22 protein-coding genes and 1 tRNA gene are annotated in these 21,396 nt (G+C 68.0%); 14 read left to right on the top strand and 9 right to left on the bottom strand.

The genetic code is table 11. The annotated features are described in order from the left end of the window. The first annotated feature begins 30 nt into the window (after positions 1-30). Positions 31-106: transfer RNA gene (locus HPA02_RS06520), tRNA-Asn, on the top strand. Positions 107-158: 52 nt separating this feature from the next. On the opposite strand, the gene HPA02_RS06515 is transcribed toward HPA02_RS06520, so the two are convergent. Next, positions 159-1,643 carry a RimK family ATP-grasp domain-containing protein gene (locus HPA02_RS06515; RefSeq protein ID WP_146802283.1) on the bottom strand — a complete coding sequence of 495 codons (1,485 nt, stop codon included), beginning with the start codon at positions 1,641-1,643 and terminating at the stop codon, positions 159-161. Positions 1,644-1,800: 157 nt separating this feature from the next. Between HPA02_RS06515 and HPA02_RS06510 the strand changes: the two genes are divergently transcribed. From HPA02_RS06510 to HPA02_RS06500, 3 genes are all read left to right on the top strand, one after another. Further along, complete coding sequence (locus HPA02_RS06510) at positions 1,801-2,292, top strand: GNAT family N-acetyltransferase (RefSeq protein WP_146802282.1); 492 nt, start codon at positions 1,801-1,803, stop codon at positions 2,290-2,292. Between the two features lie 30 nt (positions 2,293-2,322). Beyond that, positions 2,323-2,808 (top strand): YajQ family cyclic di-GMP-binding protein, encoded by a 486-nt coding sequence (locus HPA02_RS06505; RefSeq protein ID WP_146802281.1) that lies wholly within the window; start codon positions 2,323-2,325, stop codon positions 2,806-2,808. Positions 2,809-2,930: 122 nt separating this feature from the next. Next, complete coding sequence (locus HPA02_RS06500; protein WP_146802280.1) at positions 2,931-3,458, top strand: Hsp20/alpha crystallin family protein; 528 nt, start codon at positions 2,931-2,933, stop codon at positions 3,456-3,458. A 37-nt stretch (positions 3,459-3,495) separates the two neighbouring features. Here the strand turns inward: HPA02_RS06500 and HPA02_RS06495 are convergent, their stop codons facing one another. From HPA02_RS06495 to HPA02_RS06475, 6 genes are all read right to left on the bottom strand, one after another. Then, positions 3,496-4,302 carry a DODA-type extradiol aromatic ring-opening family dioxygenase gene (locus HPA02_RS06495; protein ID WP_146802279.1) on the bottom strand — a complete coding sequence of 269 codons (807 nt, stop codon included), beginning with the start codon at positions 4,300-4,302 and terminating at the stop codon, positions 3,496-3,498. Between the two features lie 105 nt (positions 4,303-4,407). Then, positions 4,408-5,328 carry a metal ABC transporter permease gene (locus HPA02_RS06490; RefSeq protein ID WP_146802278.1) on the bottom strand — a complete coding sequence of 307 codons (921 nt, stop codon included), beginning with the start codon at positions 5,326-5,328 and terminating at the stop codon, positions 4,408-4,410. Between the two features lie 141 nt (positions 5,329-5,469). After that, the gene (locus HPA02_RS06485) at positions 5,470-6,678 is read right to left on the bottom strand and encodes a metal ABC transporter permease (protein WP_146802277.1); all 1,209 of its coding nucleotides are present in this window, start codon (positions 6,676-6,678) and stop codon (positions 5,470-5,472) included. Beyond that, a complete protein-coding gene (locus tag HPA02_RS18205) occupies positions 6,647-6,814 on the bottom strand; it encodes a hypothetical protein (protein ID WP_186809943.1) in 168 nt (55 codons plus the stop codon). Before HPA02_RS18205 ends, HPA02_RS06485 begins: the two co-directional genes overlap by 32 nt. A 45-nt stretch (positions 6,815-6,859) precedes the next feature. Next, positions 6,860-7,645: a metal ABC transporter ATP-binding protein gene (locus HPA02_RS06480; protein WP_146802276.1), complete on the bottom strand. Its 786-nt coding sequence runs from the start codon at positions 7,643-7,645 to the stop codon at positions 6,860-6,862. Then, positions 7,642-8,601: a metal ABC transporter solute-binding protein, Zn/Mn family gene (locus HPA02_RS06475; protein ID WP_146802275.1), complete on the bottom strand. Its 960-nt coding sequence runs from the start codon at positions 8,599-8,601 to the stop codon at positions 7,642-7,644. The genes HPA02_RS06480 and HPA02_RS06475 overlap by 4 nt, the downstream gene beginning before the upstream one ends. Positions 8,602-8,749: 148 nt before the next feature. On the opposite strand from HPA02_RS06475, the gene HPA02_RS06470 reads away from it, so the two are divergent. The 4 genes from HPA02_RS06470 (at position 8,750) to HPA02_RS06455 (ending at position 13,541) form a co-directional block, all read left to right on the top strand. Then, complete coding sequence (locus HPA02_RS06470; RefSeq protein WP_146802274.1) at positions 8,750-9,187, top strand: YbaN family protein; 438 nt, start codon at positions 8,750-8,752, stop codon at positions 9,185-9,187. A 221-nt stretch (positions 9,188-9,408) separates the two neighbouring features. After that, positions 9,409-12,045, top strand: coding sequence for an aminopeptidase N (pepN, locus tag HPA02_RS06465; RefSeq protein WP_146802273.1), 2,637 nt, complete (start codon positions 9,409-9,411; stop codon positions 12,043-12,045). 136 nt (positions 12,046-12,181) lie between these two features. Further along, positions 12,182-12,877, top strand: a complete 696-nt coding sequence (locus tag HPA02_RS06460) for an MgtC/SapB family protein (protein WP_146802272.1) — start codon at positions 12,182-12,184, stop codon at positions 12,875-12,877. 106 nt (positions 12,878-12,983) lie between these two features. After that, positions 12,984-13,541 carry a hypothetical protein gene (locus tag HPA02_RS06455; protein ID WP_146802271.1) on the top strand — a complete coding sequence of 186 codons (558 nt, stop codon included), beginning with the start codon at positions 12,984-12,986 and terminating at the stop codon, positions 13,539-13,541. A 104-nt stretch (positions 13,542-13,645) separates the two neighbouring features. On the opposite strand, the gene HPA02_RS06450 is transcribed toward HPA02_RS06455, so the two are convergent. After that, on the bottom strand, positions 13,646-13,852 hold the full coding sequence (locus HPA02_RS06450; RefSeq protein WP_146802270.1) for a cold-shock protein: 207 nt from the start codon (positions 13,850-13,852) through the stop codon (positions 13,646-13,648). Between the two features lie 241 nt (positions 13,853-14,093). Between HPA02_RS06450 and HPA02_RS06445 the strand changes: the two genes are divergently transcribed. After that, on the top strand, positions 14,094-14,933 hold the full coding sequence (locus tag HPA02_RS06445; protein WP_146802269.1) for an isopenicillin N synthase family dioxygenase: 840 nt from the start codon (positions 14,094-14,096) through the stop codon (positions 14,931-14,933). Positions 14,934-14,936: 3 nt separating this feature from the next. After that, entirely contained in the window at positions 14,937-15,581 is a 645-nt protein-coding gene (locus HPA02_RS06440) for a LysE family translocator (RefSeq protein ID WP_146802268.1), read from the top strand. 320 nt (positions 15,582-15,901) lie between these two features. Here HPA02_RS06440 and HPA02_RS06435 read toward each other — a convergent pair whose 3' ends face one another. Beyond that, positions 15,902-17,872 carry a transglycosylase SLT domain-containing protein gene (locus HPA02_RS06435; RefSeq protein ID WP_146802267.1) on the bottom strand — a complete coding sequence of 657 codons (1,971 nt, stop codon included), beginning with the start codon at positions 17,870-17,872 and terminating at the stop codon, positions 15,902-15,904. A gap of 162 nt (positions 17,873-18,034) precedes the next feature. Here HPA02_RS06435 and HPA02_RS06430 point away from each other — a divergent pair, with 162 nt between their 5' ends. The 4 genes from HPA02_RS06430 to htpG all read left to right on the top strand — a co-directional run bounded on the left by HPA02_RS06430 (position 18,035) and on the right by htpG (position 21,388). Next, on the top strand, positions 18,035-18,340 hold the full coding sequence (locus tag HPA02_RS06430; protein ID WP_146802266.1) for a DUF1232 domain-containing protein: 306 nt from the start codon (positions 18,035-18,037) through the stop codon (positions 18,338-18,340). 93 nt (positions 18,341-18,433) lie between these two features. Then, positions 18,434-18,931: a PaaI family thioesterase gene (locus HPA02_RS06425; protein WP_146802265.1), complete on the top strand. Its 498-nt coding sequence runs from the start codon at positions 18,434-18,436 to the stop codon at positions 18,929-18,931. Further along, positions 18,928-19,380 (top strand): PaaI family thioesterase, encoded by a 453-nt coding sequence (locus tag HPA02_RS06420; protein ID WP_146802264.1) that lies wholly within the window; start codon positions 18,928-18,930, stop codon positions 19,378-19,380. The genes HPA02_RS06425 and HPA02_RS06420 overlap by 4 nt, the downstream gene beginning before the upstream one ends. 103 nt (positions 19,381-19,483) lie before the next feature. Next, the gene (gene htpG / locus HPA02_RS06415; RefSeq protein WP_146802263.1) at positions 19,484-21,388 is read left to right on the top strand and encodes a molecular chaperone HtpG; all 1,905 of its coding nucleotides are present in this window, start codon (positions 19,484-19,486) and stop codon (positions 21,386-21,388) included. The last annotated feature ends 8 nt before the right edge of the window (positions 21,389-21,396 follow it).

Below are 21,396 nucleotides of genomic sequence, written 5' to 3'. Positions count from 1 at the left end.
CTCCGGTCTGAGATCTTGCTAGGCGCATGTTCCCCGATAGCTCAGTTGGTAGAGCAAATGACTGTTAATCATTGGGTCGCAGGTTCGAGTCCTGCTCGGGGAGCCAAGCGCGCCGACTCCCGTTTCTCTTCCTGACTTTTTGGCATTAAGGCGCTCGCCTAGCGTAGCTGTCGACGGTGACGCTCCATGCGCGCCACGAAGACGGCCATGATCCGCTCGTAGAGACGCTCCCCCAGCACGCGATCCTCGATACCGGCATCGATATTGGGATTGTCATTGATCTCGATCACCACCACCCGCTCGCCGACCTGCTTGAGGTCGACCCCATAGAGACCGTCACCGATCAGTCGTGTGGCCTTGAGCGCCGTGCGTACCACCGCCTCGGGCACCTCCTCGATGGCATGGGTCGAGAAGCCGCCGCTGCGGACCTTGGTCGAGGAGTGATCATAGATCTGCCAGTGGCCCCGGGCCATATAGTAGCGGCTGGCGAACAGCGGCTGGCCGTCGAGGATGCCGATGCGCCAGTCGAAGTCGGTGGGTAGCCACTCCTGCAACAGCAGCAGGGCCGAGCTCTCGAAGAGTCGGGTCGCCTCCCGTAGTAGCGTCTCGGGACCGTCGATCTTGACGATGCCCCGGGAGAAGGCGCCGTCCGGCACCTTGAGGACCCGGGGGTAGTCGAGGGTCGCCGCCAGCTCGGTCAGCCGCTGGCGCTCATGGCGCTGTAGCAGGTGGCCGCGCGGGGCGGGAATGCCCTTGGCCTGCAGCAGGGCATGCAGATAGACCTTGTTGGTGCAGCGTAGGATGGAGCGGCTGTCGTCGATCACCACCAGGCCTTCGTGCTCGGCGCGGCGTGCCAGGCGGTAGCTGGGGTGATCCAGGGCGGTGGTCTCGCGAATAAAGAGGGCGTCGAATTCCGCCAGGCGCCCCCGGTCGCGGTGGGTGATCAGCGAGACATCCACGCCGAGGCGTCGCCCGGCGCGGATAAAACGCTTCAGGGCGCCGCGGTTGCTGGGCGGCATCGCCTCCTGGGGATCGACCAGCATGGCTAGGTCGAAGCGGTAGCGGCGACGCGCCCGGGGCGTGCGCCAGATGCGCCGCGAGTGGCGGTTGAGGGCGGCGGCGAAGCGGTCCTGCTCGTCGCCATCGAGGGCGCTCAGGCGCAGGGGGCGCAACCGCGCCAGTCGCCAGCGGCCCTGGCGATGGCTCATCTGAGCCTCGAGCAGCGGGCAGGGCAGGCGCTCGAAGAGTCGCCGGGCCAGCCGTGCCAGGGCGGGGACCTCGCACTCGCCGAACATCACCCTGAGGGTCAGGGTCTCGCCGGCCAGGGCGCCCTGGCGAGCCAGGCTTTCCAGCAGCGGCTCCAGTCCTTCCAGCTCCAGGTCGACCAGTGACTTGCGCGCCAGCTGGTTAAGGGTCTCCACCGACGGCAGCACCCGTTGCCCGCGAGCCTGGGCCAGCAAAGAGACGTAGTAGCCGCGTCCCAGGTACTCCAGGTCGGTACACAGGTTGATGACGCGAGTGACGCCCGCCTCCTCTTCCTGTGGTGACTGGGCGAGATAGGTGGCGACATCGATCAGGTCGTCGCTGGGGTAGTAGGGAGTCCAGTCACTGAGCCTGTCGACGACGATACGCAGGGCGGGCATGGAAGGGCCTCGTGTCGGGTCACCGGGGTGGCGGCCATGGGCGCAGCATGCCGCCTGAAAGGCAGGCGTGATAATTGATTTATTTCATCATCACGGGCGATGACAGCGTCTCGGCTGCATTGCACAATAACCCCAAACCTTGGTCGAGGACCTAGTGATGCAAGCCCAGTTGCGGCCCGGTCGGATCGAGGATCTGGCCGCCCTCCATGCCCTCGAGGAGCGCTGCTTCGTCGGCGACCGTTTCAGCCGTCGCCAGCTGGCGCACCTGCTGGGGCCGGCCAATGCCGTTACCTGGCTGCTGGTGGACGGCGAGAGCCTGCTCGGCTACGGCACCCTGCTACTGCGCCGCAATAGCCGGCGTGCCCGCCTCTACTCCTTCTGCGTCGCCCCGGAGGCCCGCGGTGGTGGCCTGGGGGGGCGTCTGCTGGAGCGCCTAGAGAGGGAGGCCCGGGAGCGGGGCTGCGAACACCTGAGCCTGGAGGTGCGCGCCGACAACCGGGCGGCCCTGGCCCTCTACCGGCGTCGGGGCTTTCGCCTGACCCGCTGGTTGGACGACTACTACGTCGATGGCTGTGCCGCCTGGCAGATGAGCAAGACGCTGGCCGACGAGGACTCGGCGACGGATGAAAGGCGGGTGAGCCTGAGCTAGAATCGCCGCATTCATTGTCAGGAGTTGTCCATGCCTTCCTTCGATATCGTTTCCGAATTCGACGGCCACGAGGCCACCAACGCGGTGGATCAGGCCAACCGCGAGATCCAGACCCGCTTCGATTTCCGCGGCGTCGATGCCAGCTTCCGCCTCGAGGGGGAGGTGGTGCATATCGAGGCCGAGGCGGATTTTCAGCTGCAGCAGATGCTCGACGTCTTGCGCAACCGCTTGATCGCCCGGGGCATCGATGCCCGCTGTATGGATCCCCAAGAGCCCCAACTGGGCGGCGTCAAGGCGCGTCAGGAGGTCAAGCTCAAGCAGGGCCTGGAGGCGGTCGAGTGCAAGCAGGTCGTCAAGCTGATCAAGGAGTCCAAGCTCAAGGTGCAGGCGCAGATCCAGGGCGACAAGGTTCGCGTCATCGGCAAGAAACGCGACGACCTGCAAGCCGTCATCGCCCTGCTCAAGGGCGAGCAGGGACCGGAGCTGGCCCTGCAGTACAACAACTTCCGCGACTGAGCTGATCCAGGTCAGGGAAGGCGTCGTCGAGGCTTGAAAAGTGGCCGGCCGCCACCAATTCTTGAGACGCCGCAAGGCAGATCCTTCAGCCCGTGGTCCCGGCAGGGACGAGGAGGTGAGGTATGAATCTGCAGAAATTGTCCCCCTGGAACTGGTTCAAGAGCGAGGCCAATCACGAATCACCGGCGGCTTCCTCGGCACCCGAGCGCCCGTTGCCGCCGGCGATGCAGCTGCATCAGGAGTTGGATCGCTGGATGGATGAGACCCTCGCCCGCGTCGGCCTGCCCTCCCTGGGGTCCGGCCTCACCGAGATGCCGACTCTGCTGCGTCCCAGCATCGATATCAGCGAGGGCGACGCGGCCTACCGCATCTCCATCGAGGTACCCGGGGTCGACGAGAAGGATATCAAGCTGACCCTGGACGAGGGACGCCTGATCATCGAAGGCGAGAAGCGCCAGGAGCAGGTCGAGGAGGAGGATCGCTATCGCCGGGTGGAGCGTCGCTATGGCAGCTTCTGTCGGGTGCTGGATCTTCCCGAGGATGCCAAGGCGGAGGCGATCCAGGCGAGCTTCGCCAAGGGGGTGCTGACCATCACCGTCCCCCGGGACGGCAGCCGCCCCTCCCGGCGTCGGCAGATTCCCATCCAGTGATGCCTCACGGGCCCGCCATTCGGCGGGCCCGCTGCGTTCAGGCCGGGCGCTCCGCCTCCCAGGCCTCGGCGAGGGGCTGGCTTGCCAGCATCAGCATGCTCAGGTTGCCGAAGGTGAAGCTCTCGTGGAGGGCGTTCATGGGCTGGCCCTCCAGGGCGGCGGCGCAGATCAGCAGCGGCAGTAGGTGCTCCGGGGTGGGGTGAGCATGGCGTCCGGCGGGGGCCCGCTCGGCCCAGGCCAGTAGCGCCTCCGGGTCGCCCTCGGCGGCACGGTCGCGAACCCAGTCATGGAACGCCCGAGCCCAGGCATCCGGGGCGGCGTCGAAGGGCTTGCGATCGCCCAGGTTATGGGTGGCGGCCCCGGAACCGATCAACCAGAGTCCCTCGGCCTCGGCGAACTCCCCCAGGGTCCTGGCGAAGCGGCACAGCTCGTCGCGGTCGGCCGCCATGGGCACGCTGACCGGCAGCAGCGGCACCCGGGCCTCGGGCCAGACCAGGGAGAGCGGCGACCAGACGCCATGGTCGAGGGGCCGGTTCGGCTCGAGGCGGGCCGCGAGGCCCCGGGCATGGAGGCGTTCGGCCAGGCAGTTGGCCGCCTCGGGCAGCCCCGGGGCGGGGTAGCGCAGGCGATAGAGGGCCTCGGGGAAACCGTAGAAGTCGTGGAGCGTCTCCGGCCTCGGGTCGCTGCCCAGGCGAATCTCCGAGCTCTCATAATGGGCCGAGATCACCAGGGCGCCACGCGGGGCCGGCAGGCGCCGCCCCAGCTCGGTGAGGAAGTCCCGGGCGGGGTGCTGGCGCAGCACCAGGTCCGGGGAGCCATGGGAGAGATAGAGTACGGGACGCATAGGGGGAACCTCCTTGAGATGCCTCCAGCATACGCCGCCGGCATCTATCGCCAAGGGGGCAGGCCTGAATGGACTCTTTCTTGCCCGGCAAGAGTCCCGCCGGCGTCATCCCGGAGGGGGCGCGGCGCGATGGCGGCGGGGGCCGAAGCGACAGGCCAGCAACAGGATCAGCCCGGCCACCACGCTGATCATGCCGGCGGCGCTAAGGCCCGCATCGATGCCCAGCCAGCCGGGGCCGTGGCCGGCCAGCACCACCCCCAGCACGGCGCTGGCCAGGGCGAAGGCCTGGCTCCAGGCCAGCTGGTGGCTCAGGCGATCGGTCATCAGCCGTGCCGCCGCTGGCGGGCAGATAAACATGGCGATTACCAGGATCGAGCCCACCGCCTCGAAGGCGGCGATGGCGGCCACCGCCACCATCACCACCAGCAGTAGCTGGGTCGGCCCGGGACGGGCGCCCTGGCTGGCGGCGAAGGCGGCATCGAAGCTGCCCAGCACCAGGGGCCGCCAGGCCAGCATCATGAAGAGCCCCACCAGCAGGGCGACCCAGGCCACCCGGGTGAGTTGCGGCGGCAGCCCTGCCAGCGCCTGAGGGTCCCAGAGCGCCGCCGGCCGGGTACCCTCGAACCACACCAGGCTTTCCAGGTTGCCATAGAGGGCGTGCTCCACGTCCAGGTGGACGCCGCTGGCGCCGCTCCACTCCAGCATCAGCACCCCCAGGGCGAAGAGGGTGGTAAAGGCCACGCCCATGGCGGCATTCGATTCCACCCGGCCCAGGCGGCGGATCAGTTCGATCAGCGCCAGGGTGATCAGAGCCGCGGCGCCGGCCCCCACTAGCATGGCGGGAGCCGCCAGGGTGCCGGTGAGCAGGAAGCTGGCGACGATGCCGGGCAGGGCGACATGGCTAATGGCGTCGCCGATCAGCGCCTGGCGGCGCAGCACCAGGAAGTTGCCCAGCAGGGCACAGCTCAGGCTGCACAGCCCGGCGACCAGCAAGGGCACCAGGCTTAGCATCAGAAACTCACTCATCGACGGCCTCCGGTGACATAGGGCCTTGTATAGGGCCTTGTATAGGGCCTTGTATAGGGCCTTGTCGGGCAGGGCCGGCACTTTCGATCAGGGGCACCAGGCTTAGCATCAGGAACTCACTCATCGATGGCCTCCAGGAACTCACTTTTCGCCGCTCTCCAGTGGTAGCCGGCGCTCCAGCTCATCGATCAGGTCGGGGGGTAACAGCCGGGAGATGGGCTCGAGCCGGCGTGCCCCGAGCTGTGCCGCCTCCTCGGGGTAGGCGTGGCGATAGTGCATCCATAGGCGTTCCTCGTGGTGGGCATCCCGGGCCGCGGCGCGTCCTTGGGCGGTGGCCAGGCCATCCCGCCGGATATGCCCGAGGCGGCGCAGGATCCGCAGGGTGGTGGGATCGAAGATCGCTTCATTGCGGGCCAGGGCCAGCAGGCCCTGGCGGCAGTGCACCCGGCGCACGAAGCGGTAGCGGTCGATCAGGTGGGCCAGCAGGCCGCGCCGGGGCGCGATCAGCAGCGAGACCAGGAAGAGGGTGAAGGCGGCCAGTACCACCAGGGCGCCGCTGGGCAGGCGCGGGTGCACGCTGGAGAGGGTCACCCCCAGGTAACCGGCCAGGGCGCCGGCGCCGGCGGCGATGATCACCAGCGTATGGGGGCGGTCGGTCCAGAAGCGGGCGGTGACCGGCGGTATGATGGTCAGGGCCACGATCAGGATCAGGCCGGTGACGCGCAGCCCCACCACGGTGACCGCCAGCAGCAGGCCTAGCAGCCAGGTGTCGGTGCGCCGGAGATCGACCCCCTGGGTCCAGGCATGCTCGGGATCGAAGCAGAGCAGCAGCAGGGGGCGGCGCAGGATTACCAGGGCCACCAGCAGGCCCAGGGCCATGGCCCCTAGCAGGTAGGCCTCGCTGGCCAGCATGCCGGCGGTGGCACCCACCAGGTAGCCGGAGAGCCCGGCCTGGCCGGCGACCGGCATGGCCTGGATCACCGTGAGTAGCACCACCCCAAGCCCGAAGAAGACCGAGAGCACCGCGCCGATGGCGCTATCCTCGCCCAGCCGCGTATGCCGACTCATGGCCTGGACGGCGGCCAGCCCCAGGGCGGCGCTGGCCGCCGCCCCCAGCAAGAGCCCCGGCAACCAGCGGCCGTCGCCCTGTACCAGGGCGATCAGGATAAAGGCCGCCGCCAGCCCCGGCAGGGTGGCGTGGCTGACCGCATCGCTGATCAGCGCGCGCTGGCGCAGCAATACATGGCTGCCCACCATGCCCGCCGCCGCCCCCAGGAGCAAGGCGCCGAGGGTGACCAGCCGGGTGTTGTAGCCCGCGCTAAGGGTTAGGGCGGCGAGCCAGGCATCCATACGCTTCCTCCGCGGTGAAGGCACCCACGATGGCCAGGGCCTTGGGCGACGAGAGCAGGGCGGCTCTCTCGGGGGGCATGACCAGCCGGGTGTTGTAGCCCGCACTAAGGGTCAGGGTGGCGAGCCAGGCGTCCATACGCTTCCTCCGTGGTGCAAGGCGCTCATGATGGCCAGGCGTCCATCATGGCCGGAACGCCTCCGTCGCCGGCAGCAGCCGCGCCAGTTGGGCCGCCGTCAGTCGGCCCCCATAGGTCTGCTGAAGGTTGGTGGCGGTAAAGGTCTCGGCCACCGGGCCGGCGGCGACCATCTCCACGTCGAGCAGCAGCAGGTGATCGAAATAGTCGCGTACCGTGGCCAGGTCGTGATGGACGCAGAGCACGCTGCCACCCTGGGTTCGGAAGGTGCGAAAGAGCTCGATGATGGCGCGCTCGGTAGCCGCATCGACGCCGGCGAAGGGCTCGTCGAGGAGCAGCAGTTCGGCCTGTTGGGCCAGGGCGCGGGCCAGGAAGATCCGCTGTTGCTGGCCACCGGAGAGGCGGCCGATCTGGGTCTCGGCGAAGGCCTCCATGCCGACCCTGGCCAGGCACTCGCGGGCCCAGTGGCGATGGCGGCGCCGGGTGGGTTGCCACCAGCGCAGTCGCCCATAGAGGCCCATCAGCACGACGTCCAGGGCGGTGGCGGGGAAGTCCCAGTCGATGCTCGAGCGCTGGGGCACGTAGGCGATATGGCGGGGCGGTCGCGGCAAGGGGCGCCCATAAGCCAGCAGCTCGCCGGCGACCCGGGGCTGGATGCCCAGGGCTGCCTTGAGTAGCGTCGACTTGCCAGCGCCGTTGGGACCGACGATGGCGCTCAGTCGACCGGGCGGCGTCACGAAGTCGACGCCCAGCAGGGCCAGGCGTTCGCCATAGCTGACCGTCAGCCCCTGGATGGCCAGCGGGCTAGCGGTCGGGTCGAATGGCTCGTTCATGGGTGCGCCTCCGCGAGGCGACCCAGGCGTCCCCGGGGGGGAGCCTGGCCGCCCAGGGCTCGGGCGATGGTGGTCAGGTTATGATCGAGCATGCCCAGATAGGTACCCTCGTAGCTGCCCGGCGCCCCCATGGCATCGGAGAAGAGGGTACCGCCGATGACCACCGTTCGGCCTCGGGCTTCGGCCCCCTCCACCAGCGCACGCACATTGCGCTCGGCCACCGAGGATTCGACGAAGATCGCCGGGACGCGGCGCTCCACCAGCAGGCGGACCAGCGACTCGATGCGCGCCAGTCCCGCCTCGCTTTCGGTGGAGATGCCCTGGATGCCCACCACCTCCAGGTCATAGGCCTCGCCCAGGTAGCCGAAGGCGTCATGGGCGGTGACCAGCAGGCGCCGTCTCTCGGGCAGGCTGCCCAGCACTTCTAAGGCATAGGCGTCCAGGGCCGCGAGCTCGGCCAGGTAGGCATCGGTACGCGCGGCGAAGGCGTCCCGCCCGGCGGGGTGAAGCTCGCTCAGGGCATCGCGGATCGCCTCCACCACGTGGCGCCAGCGGCCCGGGTCCATCCACACATGGGGATCGAACTGGCCGGCGAAGTCGCCGGCCGGCAGGCGCGCCTCCATCGGCACCGCCTCGCCCACGGCATAGACCGGGGCGTGCCCACTCAGGCGGTCGAGGAACTCCTCGAGCTGCAGCTCCAGGGCCAGGCCATGCCAGAAGACCGCATCGGCGCGGGTCAGGGCGACGATATCGCGGCGCGTCTGGCGGTAGAGGTGGGGGTCGACCCCGGGACCCATCAGGGTCTCCACGTCGACCCGGTCGCCGCCGATGATCGCCACCACATCACCGATCATGCCGGTGGTGGCCACCAGGTGTAGGCGTGTATCGGCCTGGCCGGCGAAAGGCAGCAGTAGGCCGACGAGTAGCAGGACGCGGAGGTATCGGGTCGCACGCATGCTCGGCTCCTGGCTGGGAGGAAACGTCGGAGACCGCGACAGGGTCCCGCTATTGGATTAGCCTAGCCCTATGATGGAAAAAACCCATTTCAACGCCGTGGCCGGCTAGGCTTAACTAGGTAAGGCGGGCGACCGAAGGAGGGCGGCGATGCGAGACGACCCGGAAGTGAGTGGCTGGCTGCGCCCCGGTTACCTGATCGTGGCCTGGATCAGCTTCGCCCTGGGCATGATCGGCGTCTTCGTGCCGCTGATGCCCACCACCTGCTTCCTGCTGCTGGCGGTATGGGCGGCCTCCCGGGGCTCGCCTCGCTTCGCCGGCTGGATCCGCGAGCATCCGCGCTTCGGCCCACCGGTGGTGGCCTGGGAGCGGGAGCGGGCCATCCCCCGTCCGGCCAAGCGCCTCGCCGTGCTGATGCTGGGTGTCTCCATCCTGGTGCTGCTCTTCACCCTGGGCCTGCTGTGGCTCAAGGTGATGATCATCGGCGGCCTGCTGCTGCTGGGGGTGTGGATCCATACCCGCCCCGAGCCGGGCATGGGGCGCTGCCCGCTGCGCGGGATCGCCTCGCGCTCGCCCCTGGAGCGTTAGTCCGGTTCGTTGATTAACGCCTAGTTCGGCGTTATCGAGGCTTGACTCTCTGAGGGGCGCTGGGGGCAGGAACACCGCCGCGCGACGACCTGTCCCCAGGTTAGCCCCGGGCTCCCAATAAGTGTGCCAGCGGCTGATCCTGTCGTTGCTCGAGCAGCCTTTGAGTCTTCCGTCCCCGGGGCCGTACAATGGGACCAATTCGCGAACAGGAGCCAGACTCGATGTCAGACCCCCAGCCGACCTACCTGCACGACTACCAGCCCCCCGCCTACCGCGTGACCCATACCGAGCTGAAGTTCGACCTGGCCCCCTCGGCCACCAAGGTCAGCGCCCGGCTGCAGCTGGAGCGCAACCCGGCGCGGGGCGAGGAAGCGCTGCCCCTGGAGCTGGACGGCGAGGGCCTGCGGCTGGAGCGCATCGCCATCGACGGTCAGGCGCTCAATCCGGATGAGTACACCCAGGGCGACACCGGCCTGACCGTGCACCGGGTGCCGGAGCGCTTCGCCCTGGAGACCGAGGTGGTGATCGACCCCGCCGCCAATACCGCCCTGGAGGGGCTCTATCGCTCTGGCAGCATGTTCTGCACCCAGTGCGAGGCCGAGGGTTTCCGGCGCATCACCTTCTACCCGGATCGCCCCGACGTGATGGCCACCTTCACCACCACCCTGATCGGCGATGCCGAGCGGGAGCCGGTGCTGCTGGCGGGCGGCAACCCGGTAGAGCGCGGCGAGCTGCCGAATGGCCGCCACTTCGTCACCTGGGAAGACCCCCATCCCAAGCCCAGCTATCTCTTCGCCCTGGTGGCCGGCGACCTGGAGAAGGTCGAGGATCGCTTCACCACCGCCAGCGGCCGAGAGGTGACCCTGCAGATCTGGGTCGAGGAAGAGAACCTGGGCAAGACCGACCACGCCATGGCCTCGCTGAAGCGTGCCATGCGCTGGGACGAGGAGACCTATGGTCGCGAGTACGACCTGGACCTCTTTATGATCGTCGCGGTCAACGATTTCAATATGGGGGCCATGGAGAACAAGGGCCTCAATATCTTCAACTCGGCGGCGGTGCTGACCCATCCCCAGACCGCCACCGACGCCGCCTTCCAGCGGGTCGAGGGCATCGTCGCCCACGAGTATTTCCATAACTGGTCCGGCAACCGGGTCACCTGCCGCGACTGGTTCCAGCTCTCCCTGAAGGAGGGCTTCACGGTGTTCCGTGACCAGTGCTTCAGCGCCGATACCAACTCGGCGCCGGTCAAGCGCATCGAGGACGTCTCCTTCTTCCGCACCGCCCAGTTCGCCGAGGATGCCGGCCCCACCGCCCACCCGGTGCGCCCGGATCACTATATCGAGATCGGCAACTTCTACACCCTGACCATCTACGAGAAGGGCGCCGAGGTGGTGCGCATGCTGCGCAACCTGCTGGGCTGGGAGACTTTCCGCCGCGGCAGCGATCTCTATTTCGCGCGCTTCGACGGTCAGGCGGTGACCATCGAGGACTTCGTCGGCTGCATGGCCGAGGTCTCGGGCCAGGACCTCTCCCAGTTCATGCGCTGGTACGCCCAGGCCGGGACCCCGGAGATCGATGCCAACGGCCACTACGACTATGCCAAGGGGGAGTATCACCTGACCCTGCGCCAGCGCACCCCGGCCACCCCGGACCAGCCGGACAAGCAGCCGCTGCATATCCCGGTGCGCCTGGGCCTGGTGGGCACCAAGAGCGGCCGCGACCTGCCGCTGACCCTGGACGGCGAGGCGCTGGGCACCGATGCCGTGCTGCACCTGCGCGAAGAGGAGCAGCATTTCGTCTTCACCGACGTCGCCGAGGCGCCGGTGCCGTCGTTGCTGCGTGGCTTCTCGGCGCCGGTGAAGCTGCGCTTCCCCTATGGCCGCGAGGACCTGGCCTTCCTGTTGGCCAACGACTCCGACGGCTTCAACCGCTGGGATGCCGGCCAGCGCCTGGCCATGCTGGCCCTGGATGATCTGATCGCCGCCCACCGCAACGGCGTCGAGAAGGTCATGGACTCGCGGGTGATCGAGGCCTTCCGCACCCTGCTCAGCGAGGAGAGCGACGACAAGGCGGTGCTCGCCGAGATGCTGACCCTGCCCTCCGAGGCCTATATCGCCGAGCAGCAGCCGGTGGTCGACGTGGACGCCATTCATGCCGCCCGCACCTTCGTCAAGCAGGGCCTGGCGCTGGCGTTGCGTGAGGAGTTCCTGGCGATTTATGAGGCCAACCTCAGCGATGCCCCCTATGCCCCGGAGCCGGAGCAGATCGCCCGCCGTAGCCTCAAGAACGTGGCGCTCTCCTACCTGATGAGCATCGAGGACGAGGGGGCCATCGAGCGAGCCCGGCGGCAGTTCGAGGCCGGCCACAACATGACCGATGTGCGTACCGCCCTGACCCTGCTCACTCACAGCTCGCGCGGCGACCTGGCCGAGCCCGCCCTCAAGGCCTTCGGCGAGCAGTGGGCCCACGACCCCCTGGTGATGGATCAGTGGTTCACCATCCAGGTCACCCGGCCCCAGGAAGACGCGCTGGAGCGGGTCAAGTTCCTGATGCAGCACCCGGCCTTCTCGCTGAAGAACCCCAACAAGGTCCGCGCTCTGATCGGCGCCTTCGCCGGCCAGAACCGGGTCAACTTCCACCGCCTCGATGGCGAGGGCTACAAGCTCCTGGCCGACGTGGTGATCGAGCTCAATCGCCTCAATCCGGAGATCGCCGCGCGGATCATCACCCCGCTGACCCGCTGGGCGCGTTTCGACGAGACCCGCCAGGCGCTGATGAAGGGGGAACTGGAGCGCATTCGTGGCGAGGCGCTCTCGCCCAATGTCTACGAGGTGGTGGAGAAGGCCCTGGCCTGATTCGGACCGCCGGTCGTGCGACGAGGGCCACTCCCCAGGGGGTGGCCCTCGTTCGTTGCGTTCCTGCCAGCGTTGAGGCAGGTTCGTCGACTCCTTGTCATGATGGAAGGAGCCAGGGACCAAGGGAGGGATAGCGATGACCCATGAGCAGGTGATGATTCTGGTCTATCTGGCGGCGGCCTGGCTGGCGGGCAGCCTGATTGGCCTGGAGCGCAGCTATCATGGCCGCCCCGCCGGCTTTCGCACCCATGCCCTGGTGTGCCTGGCCTCGGCGCTGTTGATGATCGTCACCACCCATCAGGGAAATTGGGTCAATGGTCTCTTGCCCGCCACGACCATTACCACCGATCCGACGCGCATGGCCCAGGGCATCATGACCGGTATCGGCTTCCTCGGCGCCGGAGTGATCTTCAAGGAGGGGCTGACGGTGCGCGGCCTGACCACCGCCGCCTCGATCTGGATGACCGCGGCGCTCGGCATCCTCTACGGCATCGGCTTCCTGTTTCCCGCGGTCAGCGTGACCCTGATCACCCTGATGACCCTGTCGCTGTTTCGCTGGGTGGAGGCGCGTATGCCGGGACAGCATTTCGCCGATCATATGCTGGCCTTCCCGGTGGAGGCGACGCCGGGAGAGGCCGAGGTGCGCCGGTTGATTCGCGACCAGGGCTTTCGCATCAAGGCGCTGAGCTACCGCCTGACTCAGCGGGGCAGCGTCTTCGAATACCATATGACATTACAGACCCATGATCGCCAGAACCTGGGGCGCCTGGTGGAGCGGCTGCGCGACGAGACCGGCCTGCTGGAATTTCGCCTGGCCCCCCTGGCCGAATAGGCCATCCGGCTGCCGGACTATCGCCGGCCGACTTGCTTGGTGTATCGGCCTTTGCTGGAATAGGATACTCGCGACTGAATCGCCATCGACAAGCTGGAGACCCCCTATGAGCGTAAAACCCTGGATTCCCCTGGCCGCGGCCCTGTTGCTGGTCGGCTGCGGCAACGGTGAGGAGGCCGAGACCTCGACCCAGGACACGGAGGCCCCGGCGGTGATGGAAGAGGCGCCGGCGACCTCCACGGCCTCTCAGGAAACGGTGATCGAGGAGGAAACCGTGACCGAAGAGGCAACCGCGACCGAAGAGGCAACCGCGGCCGAAGAGGCAACCGCGACCGAAGAGGTAACCGCGACCGAAGAGGTAACCGCGACCGAAGAGGAGCCGACGGCCCCGGAGGCCGGTGAGGAGGAGAGTCGTCCGGCCGAGGCCCCCGAGTCCGCCTCGCAGGAGACCCTGGAGAGCCAGGAGGCCATGCCCGGTGAGACCACCGATGCCGAGATCGACGAGTTCCTGGAGGAGACCGAGCGGCGCTTCGAGGAGGCCCAGCGGCAGATCGACGAGCAGTTCCAGGAGGCCGAGCGTCAGGCCCCGGGCAGCGATACCCAGGAGCTGCTCGATGATGTGCTGGAGTCGTCCGAGTCATCGTCCGAGCCGGCGGCACCCTGAGGCTTTGCGGCTTGCCAGAACGCAGAAAGGTCCGCCGAGGCGGACCTTTCTGTTAGTGCCATTTGCGTACCGCGGGGGACGACAACTGGCGTCCGAGTCTCGGCTTAGCCTTCGACGCGGATGTTGGAGGCCTGGAGGCCCTTCTTGCCCTGGGTGACGTCGAAGGAGACCTTCTGACCATCTTGCAGGGTCTTGAAGCCATCGGCCTGGATTTCGGAGAAGTGGGCAAAGAGGTCATCGCCACCGTCATCCGGAGAGATGAAGCCGTAGCCTTTGGTGTCGTTGAACCACTTGACAGTGCCAGTTGCCATCGTCGAATTCCTTACTAGCGAAATAATGTTGCTGGGGTGGCTTCCTAGGGAACTCCACCCCGTAGTGCGTGGCTGACGCGAAGAAGAAGGCGCACTGGGAGTCTCGAAGGATCGATCAACAACTGACGACTTTCATCTTGCAAACCAACGCAATCGATGGTGCATCAGCAGCGGGGTTGCGTCAAGATAGGGACTCGGCACCCCGCACGAATGCCCCGAAATCACTGTAGATGGAAAACCCATGCGCGTCCAGAACGTCGATTTTACCCAGGATGACGCCCGTCAACGTTTCGTCGCCTCGCTGCGCGAGACCGGTTTCGCGGTGCTGCGTCATCACCCGCTGCCGCCGTCGCTGCTGACCTCCATCTATCGTCACTGGCTGGCCTTCTTCGCCGGTGGCGATGCCGAGGCCTGGCGCTATGATCCTCGTCATCAGGATGGCTATTTTCCCCCGGAGGTCTCCGAGACCGCCAAGGGGCAGAGCGTCAAGGATCTCAAGGAGTACTACCACGTCTACCCCTGGGGGCGGATTCCCCCGTCGCTGCGCGACGAGATCCTCGACTACTACCGCCGCGCCGAGGCCCTGGCGGCGACCCTGCTGGGCTGGATCGAGGCGGAGACGCCGGCGGAGATCGCCGTCCACTACCGGGAGCCCCTGTCGCGGATGATCGAGGGCAGCCAGCAGACCCTGCTGCGGGTGCTGCACTACCCGCCGTTGCGTGGCGATGAGGTGCCCGGGGCGGTGCGCGCCGCGGCCCACGAGGACATCAATCTGATCACGGTGCTGCCGGCGGCCAACGAACCGGGCCTGGAGGTACGCAGCCGAGAAGGGGAGTGGCTGGCGGTGCCCTGCGACCCGGGCCAGTTGGTGATCAATGTGGGAGACATGCTCGAGGAGGCCTCCCGCGGCTATTTCCCCTCGACCACCCATCGGGTGGTCAATCCCCGCGGGCCGGCTCGGGAACAGTCACGGCTGTCGCTGCCGCTGTTTCTGCACCCGCGCCCCGAGGTGGTGCTCTCCGAGCGGCATACCGCCGACAGCTACCTCAAGGAGCGGCTGCGCGAACTGGGGGTACTCTGAGTCATGTGGATCGACGATCAGTTCTGGCCCTTCCTGGTGGCCATCACCCTGCTGACCCTGAGCCCCGGGGTCGATACCCTGCTGGTGATCCGTAACGCCAGCCGTGGTGGCGTCCGCGATGGCATCTTGACCAGCCTGGCGATCTGCAGTGGCCTCTTCGTGCATGCCGCCGTCTCGGCGCTGGGGATCTCGCTGATCCTGTTGCAGTCGGCCTGGGCCTTCTCGCTGCTCAAGCTGGCCGGTGCCGCCTACCTGATCTGGCTGGGGGTGCAGAGCCTGCGGAGCGCCCGGCGCGGTCGCCCGCTGCCGCTGCCCGGTATCGGCGCGACCCGAGCTCAGGCGGTGCCGGCCTGGCAGCCGTTGCGGGAAGGCTTTCTCTCCAACGTGCTTAACCCCAAGACGGTGATCTTCTATATGGCCTTCCTGCCGCAGTTTATCGCCCCCGGGGACCCGGCCCTGGTCAAGTCGCTGTTTTTGGCCGGGGTGCACTTCGTGATCGCCAATCTCTGGCAGATCGGCATCGTCCTGATGGTGGGGAGCGCCGGCCGCTGGCTGGCCAGGCGCTGGGTGGCCAGCGGCCTGGATGGGGTGACCGGGGCGGTGATGGTGGCCTTCGGCATCAAGCTGGCGCTTAGCCAGCGCCCCTGAGCAAGTGTGGGGGGAAAGAAAATCAAGGAGGCGCCACAAGGCGCCCCCTTGATTTTTTGCTACTGCCGGGCCAGCAGCGAGGTGTCGTAGCGACCGTTGGCCTCGCTGGCGCCATAGGGAGGGGCGATGCCCTCCCGTTGGGCGAGTTACTGCCGGGCCAGCAGCGAGGTGTCGTAGCGACCGTTGGCCTCGCTGGCGCCATAGGGAGGGGCGATGCCCTCCCGTGGGGCGAGCTACTGCCGGGCCAGTAGCGAGGTGTCGTAGCGACCGTTGGCCTCGCTGGCGCTATAGGGAGGGGCGATGCCCTCCCGTGGGGCGAGCTACTGTCGGGCCAGTAGCGAGGTATCGTAGCGACCGTTGGCCTCGCTGGCGCTGAGCAGGGCGATACCGCGGCTCTCGCCGCCATTGGCCAGGCTCTCGAAGATGACCCGGTAGGTCATGATCGCCTGCACATAGGCGCGGGTCTCGCGAAAGGGGATGCTCTCCACGAAGAGGTCGAACTCCCGCGGTGCGTCGCGCAGCCAGCGGTCGACCCGGCCGGGACCGGCATTATAAGCCGCGGCCGCCGCCAGGCGATTGCCGCGGTAGCGCTCGAGCATCTCGCCGATATAGGCGCTACCCAGGCGGATATTGAGCTCCGGCTCCAGCACGCCATAGGGGCCCGGGTCGGCGATGCCCAACCGGCGGCTGACCAGGGTGGCGGTGCCTGGCATCAGTTGCATCAGCCCCCGGGCGCCGGCGGGGGAGAGGGCCTGGGGATTGTAGGCGCTCTCGCGGCGGGCGATGGCCATCAGCAAATAGGCATCGACGCCGGCATCCGCGCCCCAGCGCCGGAAGCTGTCCCGGTAGGCGGCGGGGAAGCGCCACGCTAGGGCGTCCCACATCCGTCCGGCGATGGTGGTCTGGACCAGCTCGGCGTGCCAGCCTTGGCTCGCCGCATAGTCGGCCAGCCGCCGCGCGGTCTCGCCGTCGGCGCTTGCCACGGCGCCCAGCCACTCGCTGTTGGCCAGTCCCGGTTCACCGATGCGGCGCAGCGCCTCGGTGCGGCGTACCACCGGCCATTGCGCGACTTCGCGGCGCTGCGCCTCGCTGTAGTGGTGGCGTTCCTCGCTCAGCGCATAGGGGCGATCGAGGCGATCGGCGGCGGCGAAGGCGAAGAAGCTGCGTCCCTCGGCGGCACGCGCGTAGGCGGCCTGTGCCCCCTGCGGGTCGCCCAGCTGTGCCAGGGCGCGGCCTTGCCAGTATTGCCAGCGGCTGTCGCCACGGGTGTCGTCGGGCATCAGCGCGATCCAGTCGCGTACGCCACGCCAGTCTTGCTCGCCCAGGGCCACCCGCACCCGCAGCTCCAGTAGGTCGCCGGTGGCCAGCCGCGGCAGGGTCGCGTCCACCCAGGCGCGGTTGGCGGGGATCTCGCGGACCAGGGAGTAGAAGGCCAGGTCGCGCTCGATGCCCTGGCGACGCTCGTCGCCCAGCGTCAGCCGCGGCGCCAGGCGCTGCCAGGTATCGAGGGCCGTGGCGGTGTCGGCACGGGTCAGGCCATGCATGGCGGCGCTGACCAGGCCCGGTGTGGCCGGGTGGTCGCCGAGCCGCGGGGCGACGTCGGCGATGGCGGCATAGTCGCCACGCACCCGCTCGTACGCATCCAGGGCCGGTTGCCAGTCGCCGCCCAACTGGCGGCCGAGATACCCCGCCAGGCCGCTCTCGCCGGCCTTCCAGGCGAGCATCAGGCGCTCCCAGGTTTCGCCGTCGCCGATCACGCCCTGGGCGCGCAGCGCCGAGAAGAGCGGGTCGCAGGCGTCGGGTTGCGAGCGCCCCGCGTGCCACAGGGTCAGGCCGCCACGGGTCGCCTCCTCGGGGTCGCGGTCGAGCAGGGCGGCGTAGTAGTAGCACTGCCGCTCGGTCCCCTCCGGCGCCCCGGCGCTGACCGCCAGCAGGCGCCCCGGCAACCCGGCCTCCCCGTACTGGCCAATCGCCTGGTTGCGCATCCAGCCGGCGAGGGGAGAGTCCTGATGGCGCTCGATAAAGGCCAGCACCTCGGCGGGCTCGGCCGCCGGAAGCCGCGCCTTCAAGCGATGATATTCCACATAGCCTTCCAGCACATGGCCGTCGATGGCGGCCGCGTCGATGCGACTCCACTGCTGCTGACGGGCCGCGTCGAGGGCCTCGCGCAGGGCTCGGTCGTCGGCCTGGGCGGGGGACAGCAGCAGGCCGAGGGCGGTGGCGGTGGCCAGGGTGGCGAAGCGGCGCTTGAGGCGGCCGAAACGCGGAGCAAGGGCGGGTCGAGTAGCCATGGTGAGTTTCCTGAGACGGGTTCCTGGGCGTCGCGATGCCCTTATCCTGGCCGATCCGCCGGCCGCTGAGTAGTGTCGTCTCAGGGCGACAGGTCACCGGGCGAGGAAACTCCTCGGCCGCCGCCGGCTCCAAGCCCCGAAACGACCTTTGAGGAGTCCTCCATGACCCGATCGATTCGGCGCCTCTCGCGCCTGGCCCGGCTCAAGCGCCTGGGCATGGCGCCACTGCACTGGGGCCGGCTGTGTTGGGACGTGTTGCGCGGCCGCTACCGCCCGGTCCCCTGGCGGGCGCTGGTGCTGGGTGGCCTGGCCCTGGGCTATCTGCTGCTGCCCTTCGACCTGATCCCCGATCTCCTGCTGGTCCTGGGGCTGGTCGATGATCTGGTCATCGTCGCCTGGCTGATGGCGCGGATCGAGCCGGAGCTCGCCGCGTATCGGCGCTGGCGGGAGCGCCGGGCAGCGCCCTGAAGCGTGGCCCCGAGAGCCGCCCGGAGCCGATTGCATGGTTCGCCTTCCGGGAGTAGGTTAAACGCTTGTTTGCTTGCTCATTGAGGAGAGCGGATGGGACACGCCATCGAGGAGAGAAGCGAGGCGCAATGGCGCCTGGCCATGACCCGTTTCGTGGGGGCGGTGCCCCATGCCCGGGCGCTGGGCCTGGAGGTGACGGCGGTCTCGCCGCGCCTGCGCATGCGCCTGCCCTGGCAGGCGGACCTGTTGGGCGATGCGCGGCGCGGCCTGGTGCATGGCGGGGTGCTGACCATGCTGCTCGATACCCTGTGCGGCTCGGCGGTGCTGCGGGAGCTGCCGGCCCCGGAGGTGTGCCCGACCCTGGACCTGCGGGTCGATCACTTTCGTCCCGGGGTGGCCGGGCAAGACCTCTGGGGGGAGGCCTGGGTGGTGCGCCTGAGCGAGGCGGTGGCCTTTACCGAGGGGTTGATCTGGCAGACCCCGGAGCGGCCGCTGGCCCGAGGCATCGGCAACTTCGCCCGCCTCGGGGCCCGCAATACCCCACCGGGCTTCGCCGAGGCCCTGTTCGCCGATCCGGAGCCGACGCCATGACCCACGACCCCCGACAGGCCTGGCTGGCCGAGACCCACGCCCATGGCGATATCGCCGCCTGGCTGGATGCCATCCCCTATGCCCGGCGACTCGGGATCGAGCCGGTCGGTAGCGGCTTCGCGCCCCTCTATCGGCTGGCGCCCAAGCCGGAGAATATCGGCAACCCCCTGCTGCCGGCCCTGCATGGCGGGGTGGTGGCGGCCTTCATGGAGACGGCGGGCCTGCTGGAGCTGATGCGGGTGGGGGAGAGCCCGCGGCTGCCCAAGTTGATCGACTTCGCCATCGACTACCTGCGCAGCGCCCGGGTGGTGCCGACCCTGGCGCGCTGCGAGATCACCCGGGAGGGACGCCGCCTGGCCAATGTGTCGGTGGTCGCCTGGCAGGAAGACGAGGCCCGGCCGGTGGCCCGGGCACGGCTGCATGCCCTGCTGGTCTCGCCCGAGGGCTAAGCGCGGAGACTTGAAAAGCGCGCGGCGGGCCCCATATGAATCTGCACCGTGATTCTTCGGCGCGCCGCGCCACTCATTCCGTGATGTAACGAGGACCCTGTCGATGTCCACTGCCACCCACGAAGAAACCCTGGGCTTCCAGACCGAGGTCAAGCAGCTGCTCAAGCTGATGATCCACTCCCTCTACTCCAATCGGGAGATCTTCCTGCGTGAGCTGATCTCCAACGGCGCCGATGCCTGCGACAAGCTGCGCTATGCGGCGCTGGACAACGACGCCCTCTATGAGGGTGACAGCGAGCTGCGCATCGAGATTGAGCACGACGCCGAGGCCGGCACCGTCACCGTGCGCGACAACGGCATCGGCATGAGCCGTGACGAGGTGATCCAGAACCTGGGCACCATCGCCCGTTCCGGCACCGCCGAGTTCCTCCAGCAGCTCTCCGGCGAACAGCAGAAGGACGCCAAGCTGATCGGGCAGTTCGGGGTCGGTTTCTACTCCGGTTTCATCGTCGCCGACGAGGTGACGGTGCGTACCCGCAAGGCGGGCAGCGACCAGGCCTCCGGCGTCGAGTGGCGCTCCCAGGGCGAGGGCGAGTTCAGCGTCGCCGACATCGAACGCGAGGCCCATGGCACCGAGATCGTCCTGCACCTCAAGGGCGATGCCCAGGAGTTCGCCGACGACTTCCGCCTGAGGAGCCTGGTGCGCAAGTACTCCGACCATATCGAGGTGCCGGTGCGCCTGCCCAAGGTGGAGACCGCCAAGGACGACGACGGTAACGAGATCGAGGGCAGCGAGGTCACCACCTGGGAGACCGTCAACGAGGCCACCGCCCTCTGGGCGCGCCCCAAGGGCGAGATCAGCGACGACGAGTACCAGGCCTTCTACAAGCACGTGGCCCACGACTTCTCGGATCCGCTGACCTGGAGCCACAACAAGGTCGAAGGCAAGCTGGAGTACACCAGCCTGCTCTACGTACCGGGCCGCGCGCCCTTCGACCTCTACGAGCGCGATGGCGTCCGGGGCGTCAAGCTCTATGTACAGCGCGTCTTTATCATGGACGACGCCGAGCAGTTCCTGCCCCTCTACCTGCGCTTCATCAAGGGCGTGGTGGACACCAAGGACCTCTCCCTGAACGTCTCCCGGGAGCTGCTGCAGCAGGATCCCCAGGTCGACAAGATCAAGTCCGCCCTGACCAAGCGCGGCCTGGACATGCTCAAGAAGCTGGCCAAGGACGCCGAGGCCTACCAGACCTTCTGGAACACCTTCGGCACGGTGCTCAAGGAGGGCCCCGCGGAGGACTTCGCCAACCGCGAGAAGATCGCCGGCCTGCTGCGCTTCGCCACTACCCACACCGACAGCGCCACCCAGGACCAGTCCCTGGCCGACTATGTGTCACGCATGAAGGAAGGCCAGGAGAAGATCTACTACATCGTCGCCGACAGCTTCAAGGCGGCCAAGTCCAGCCCGCACCTGGAGATCTTCCGCAAGAAGGGCATCGAGGTGCTGCTGCTCTCCGACCGCATCGACGAGTGGCTGATGAGCCACCTCAGCGAGTTCGAGGGCAAGAACTTCGTCGACGTGGCCAAGGGCGAGCTCGACCTGGGCGAGGTGGAGAACGAGGAGGAGAAGCAGGCCCAGGAGGAGACCGCCAAGGCCAAGGAGGCCCTGGTCAAGCGGGTCCAGGAGGCCCTGGGCGAGGCGGTGCAGGAGGTCAAGGTGACCCATCGCCTGACCGACTCGCCGGCCTGTGTGGTGCTGCCGGAGCACGAGATGGGCTTCCAGATGCGTCGCATCATGGAGGCCGCCGGCCAGACGCTGCCCGAGGTCAAGCCGATCCTCGAGCTCAACCCCGAGCATCCGCTGGTGGCTCGCCTGGAAGGCGCCGAGGGCGAGGCCTTCGGTGACCTGGCGCATATCCTCTTCGACCAGGCGATCATCGCCGAGGGCGGTCAGCTCGAGGATCCCGCCGCCTACGTCAAGCGCCTCAATACGCTGCTCACCGCCTAAGCCTTTCC

Origin of the sequence: Bisbaumannia pacifica (assembly GCF_007989625.1) — a bacterium.
Classification (GTDB): Bacteria; Pseudomonadota; Gammaproteobacteria; order Pseudomonadales; family Halomonadaceae; genus Bisbaumannia; species Bisbaumannia pacifica.
The sequence above is the reverse complement of the archived record's forward strand: the minus strand, read 5'-3'. Positions and strand labels throughout refer to the sequence as shown.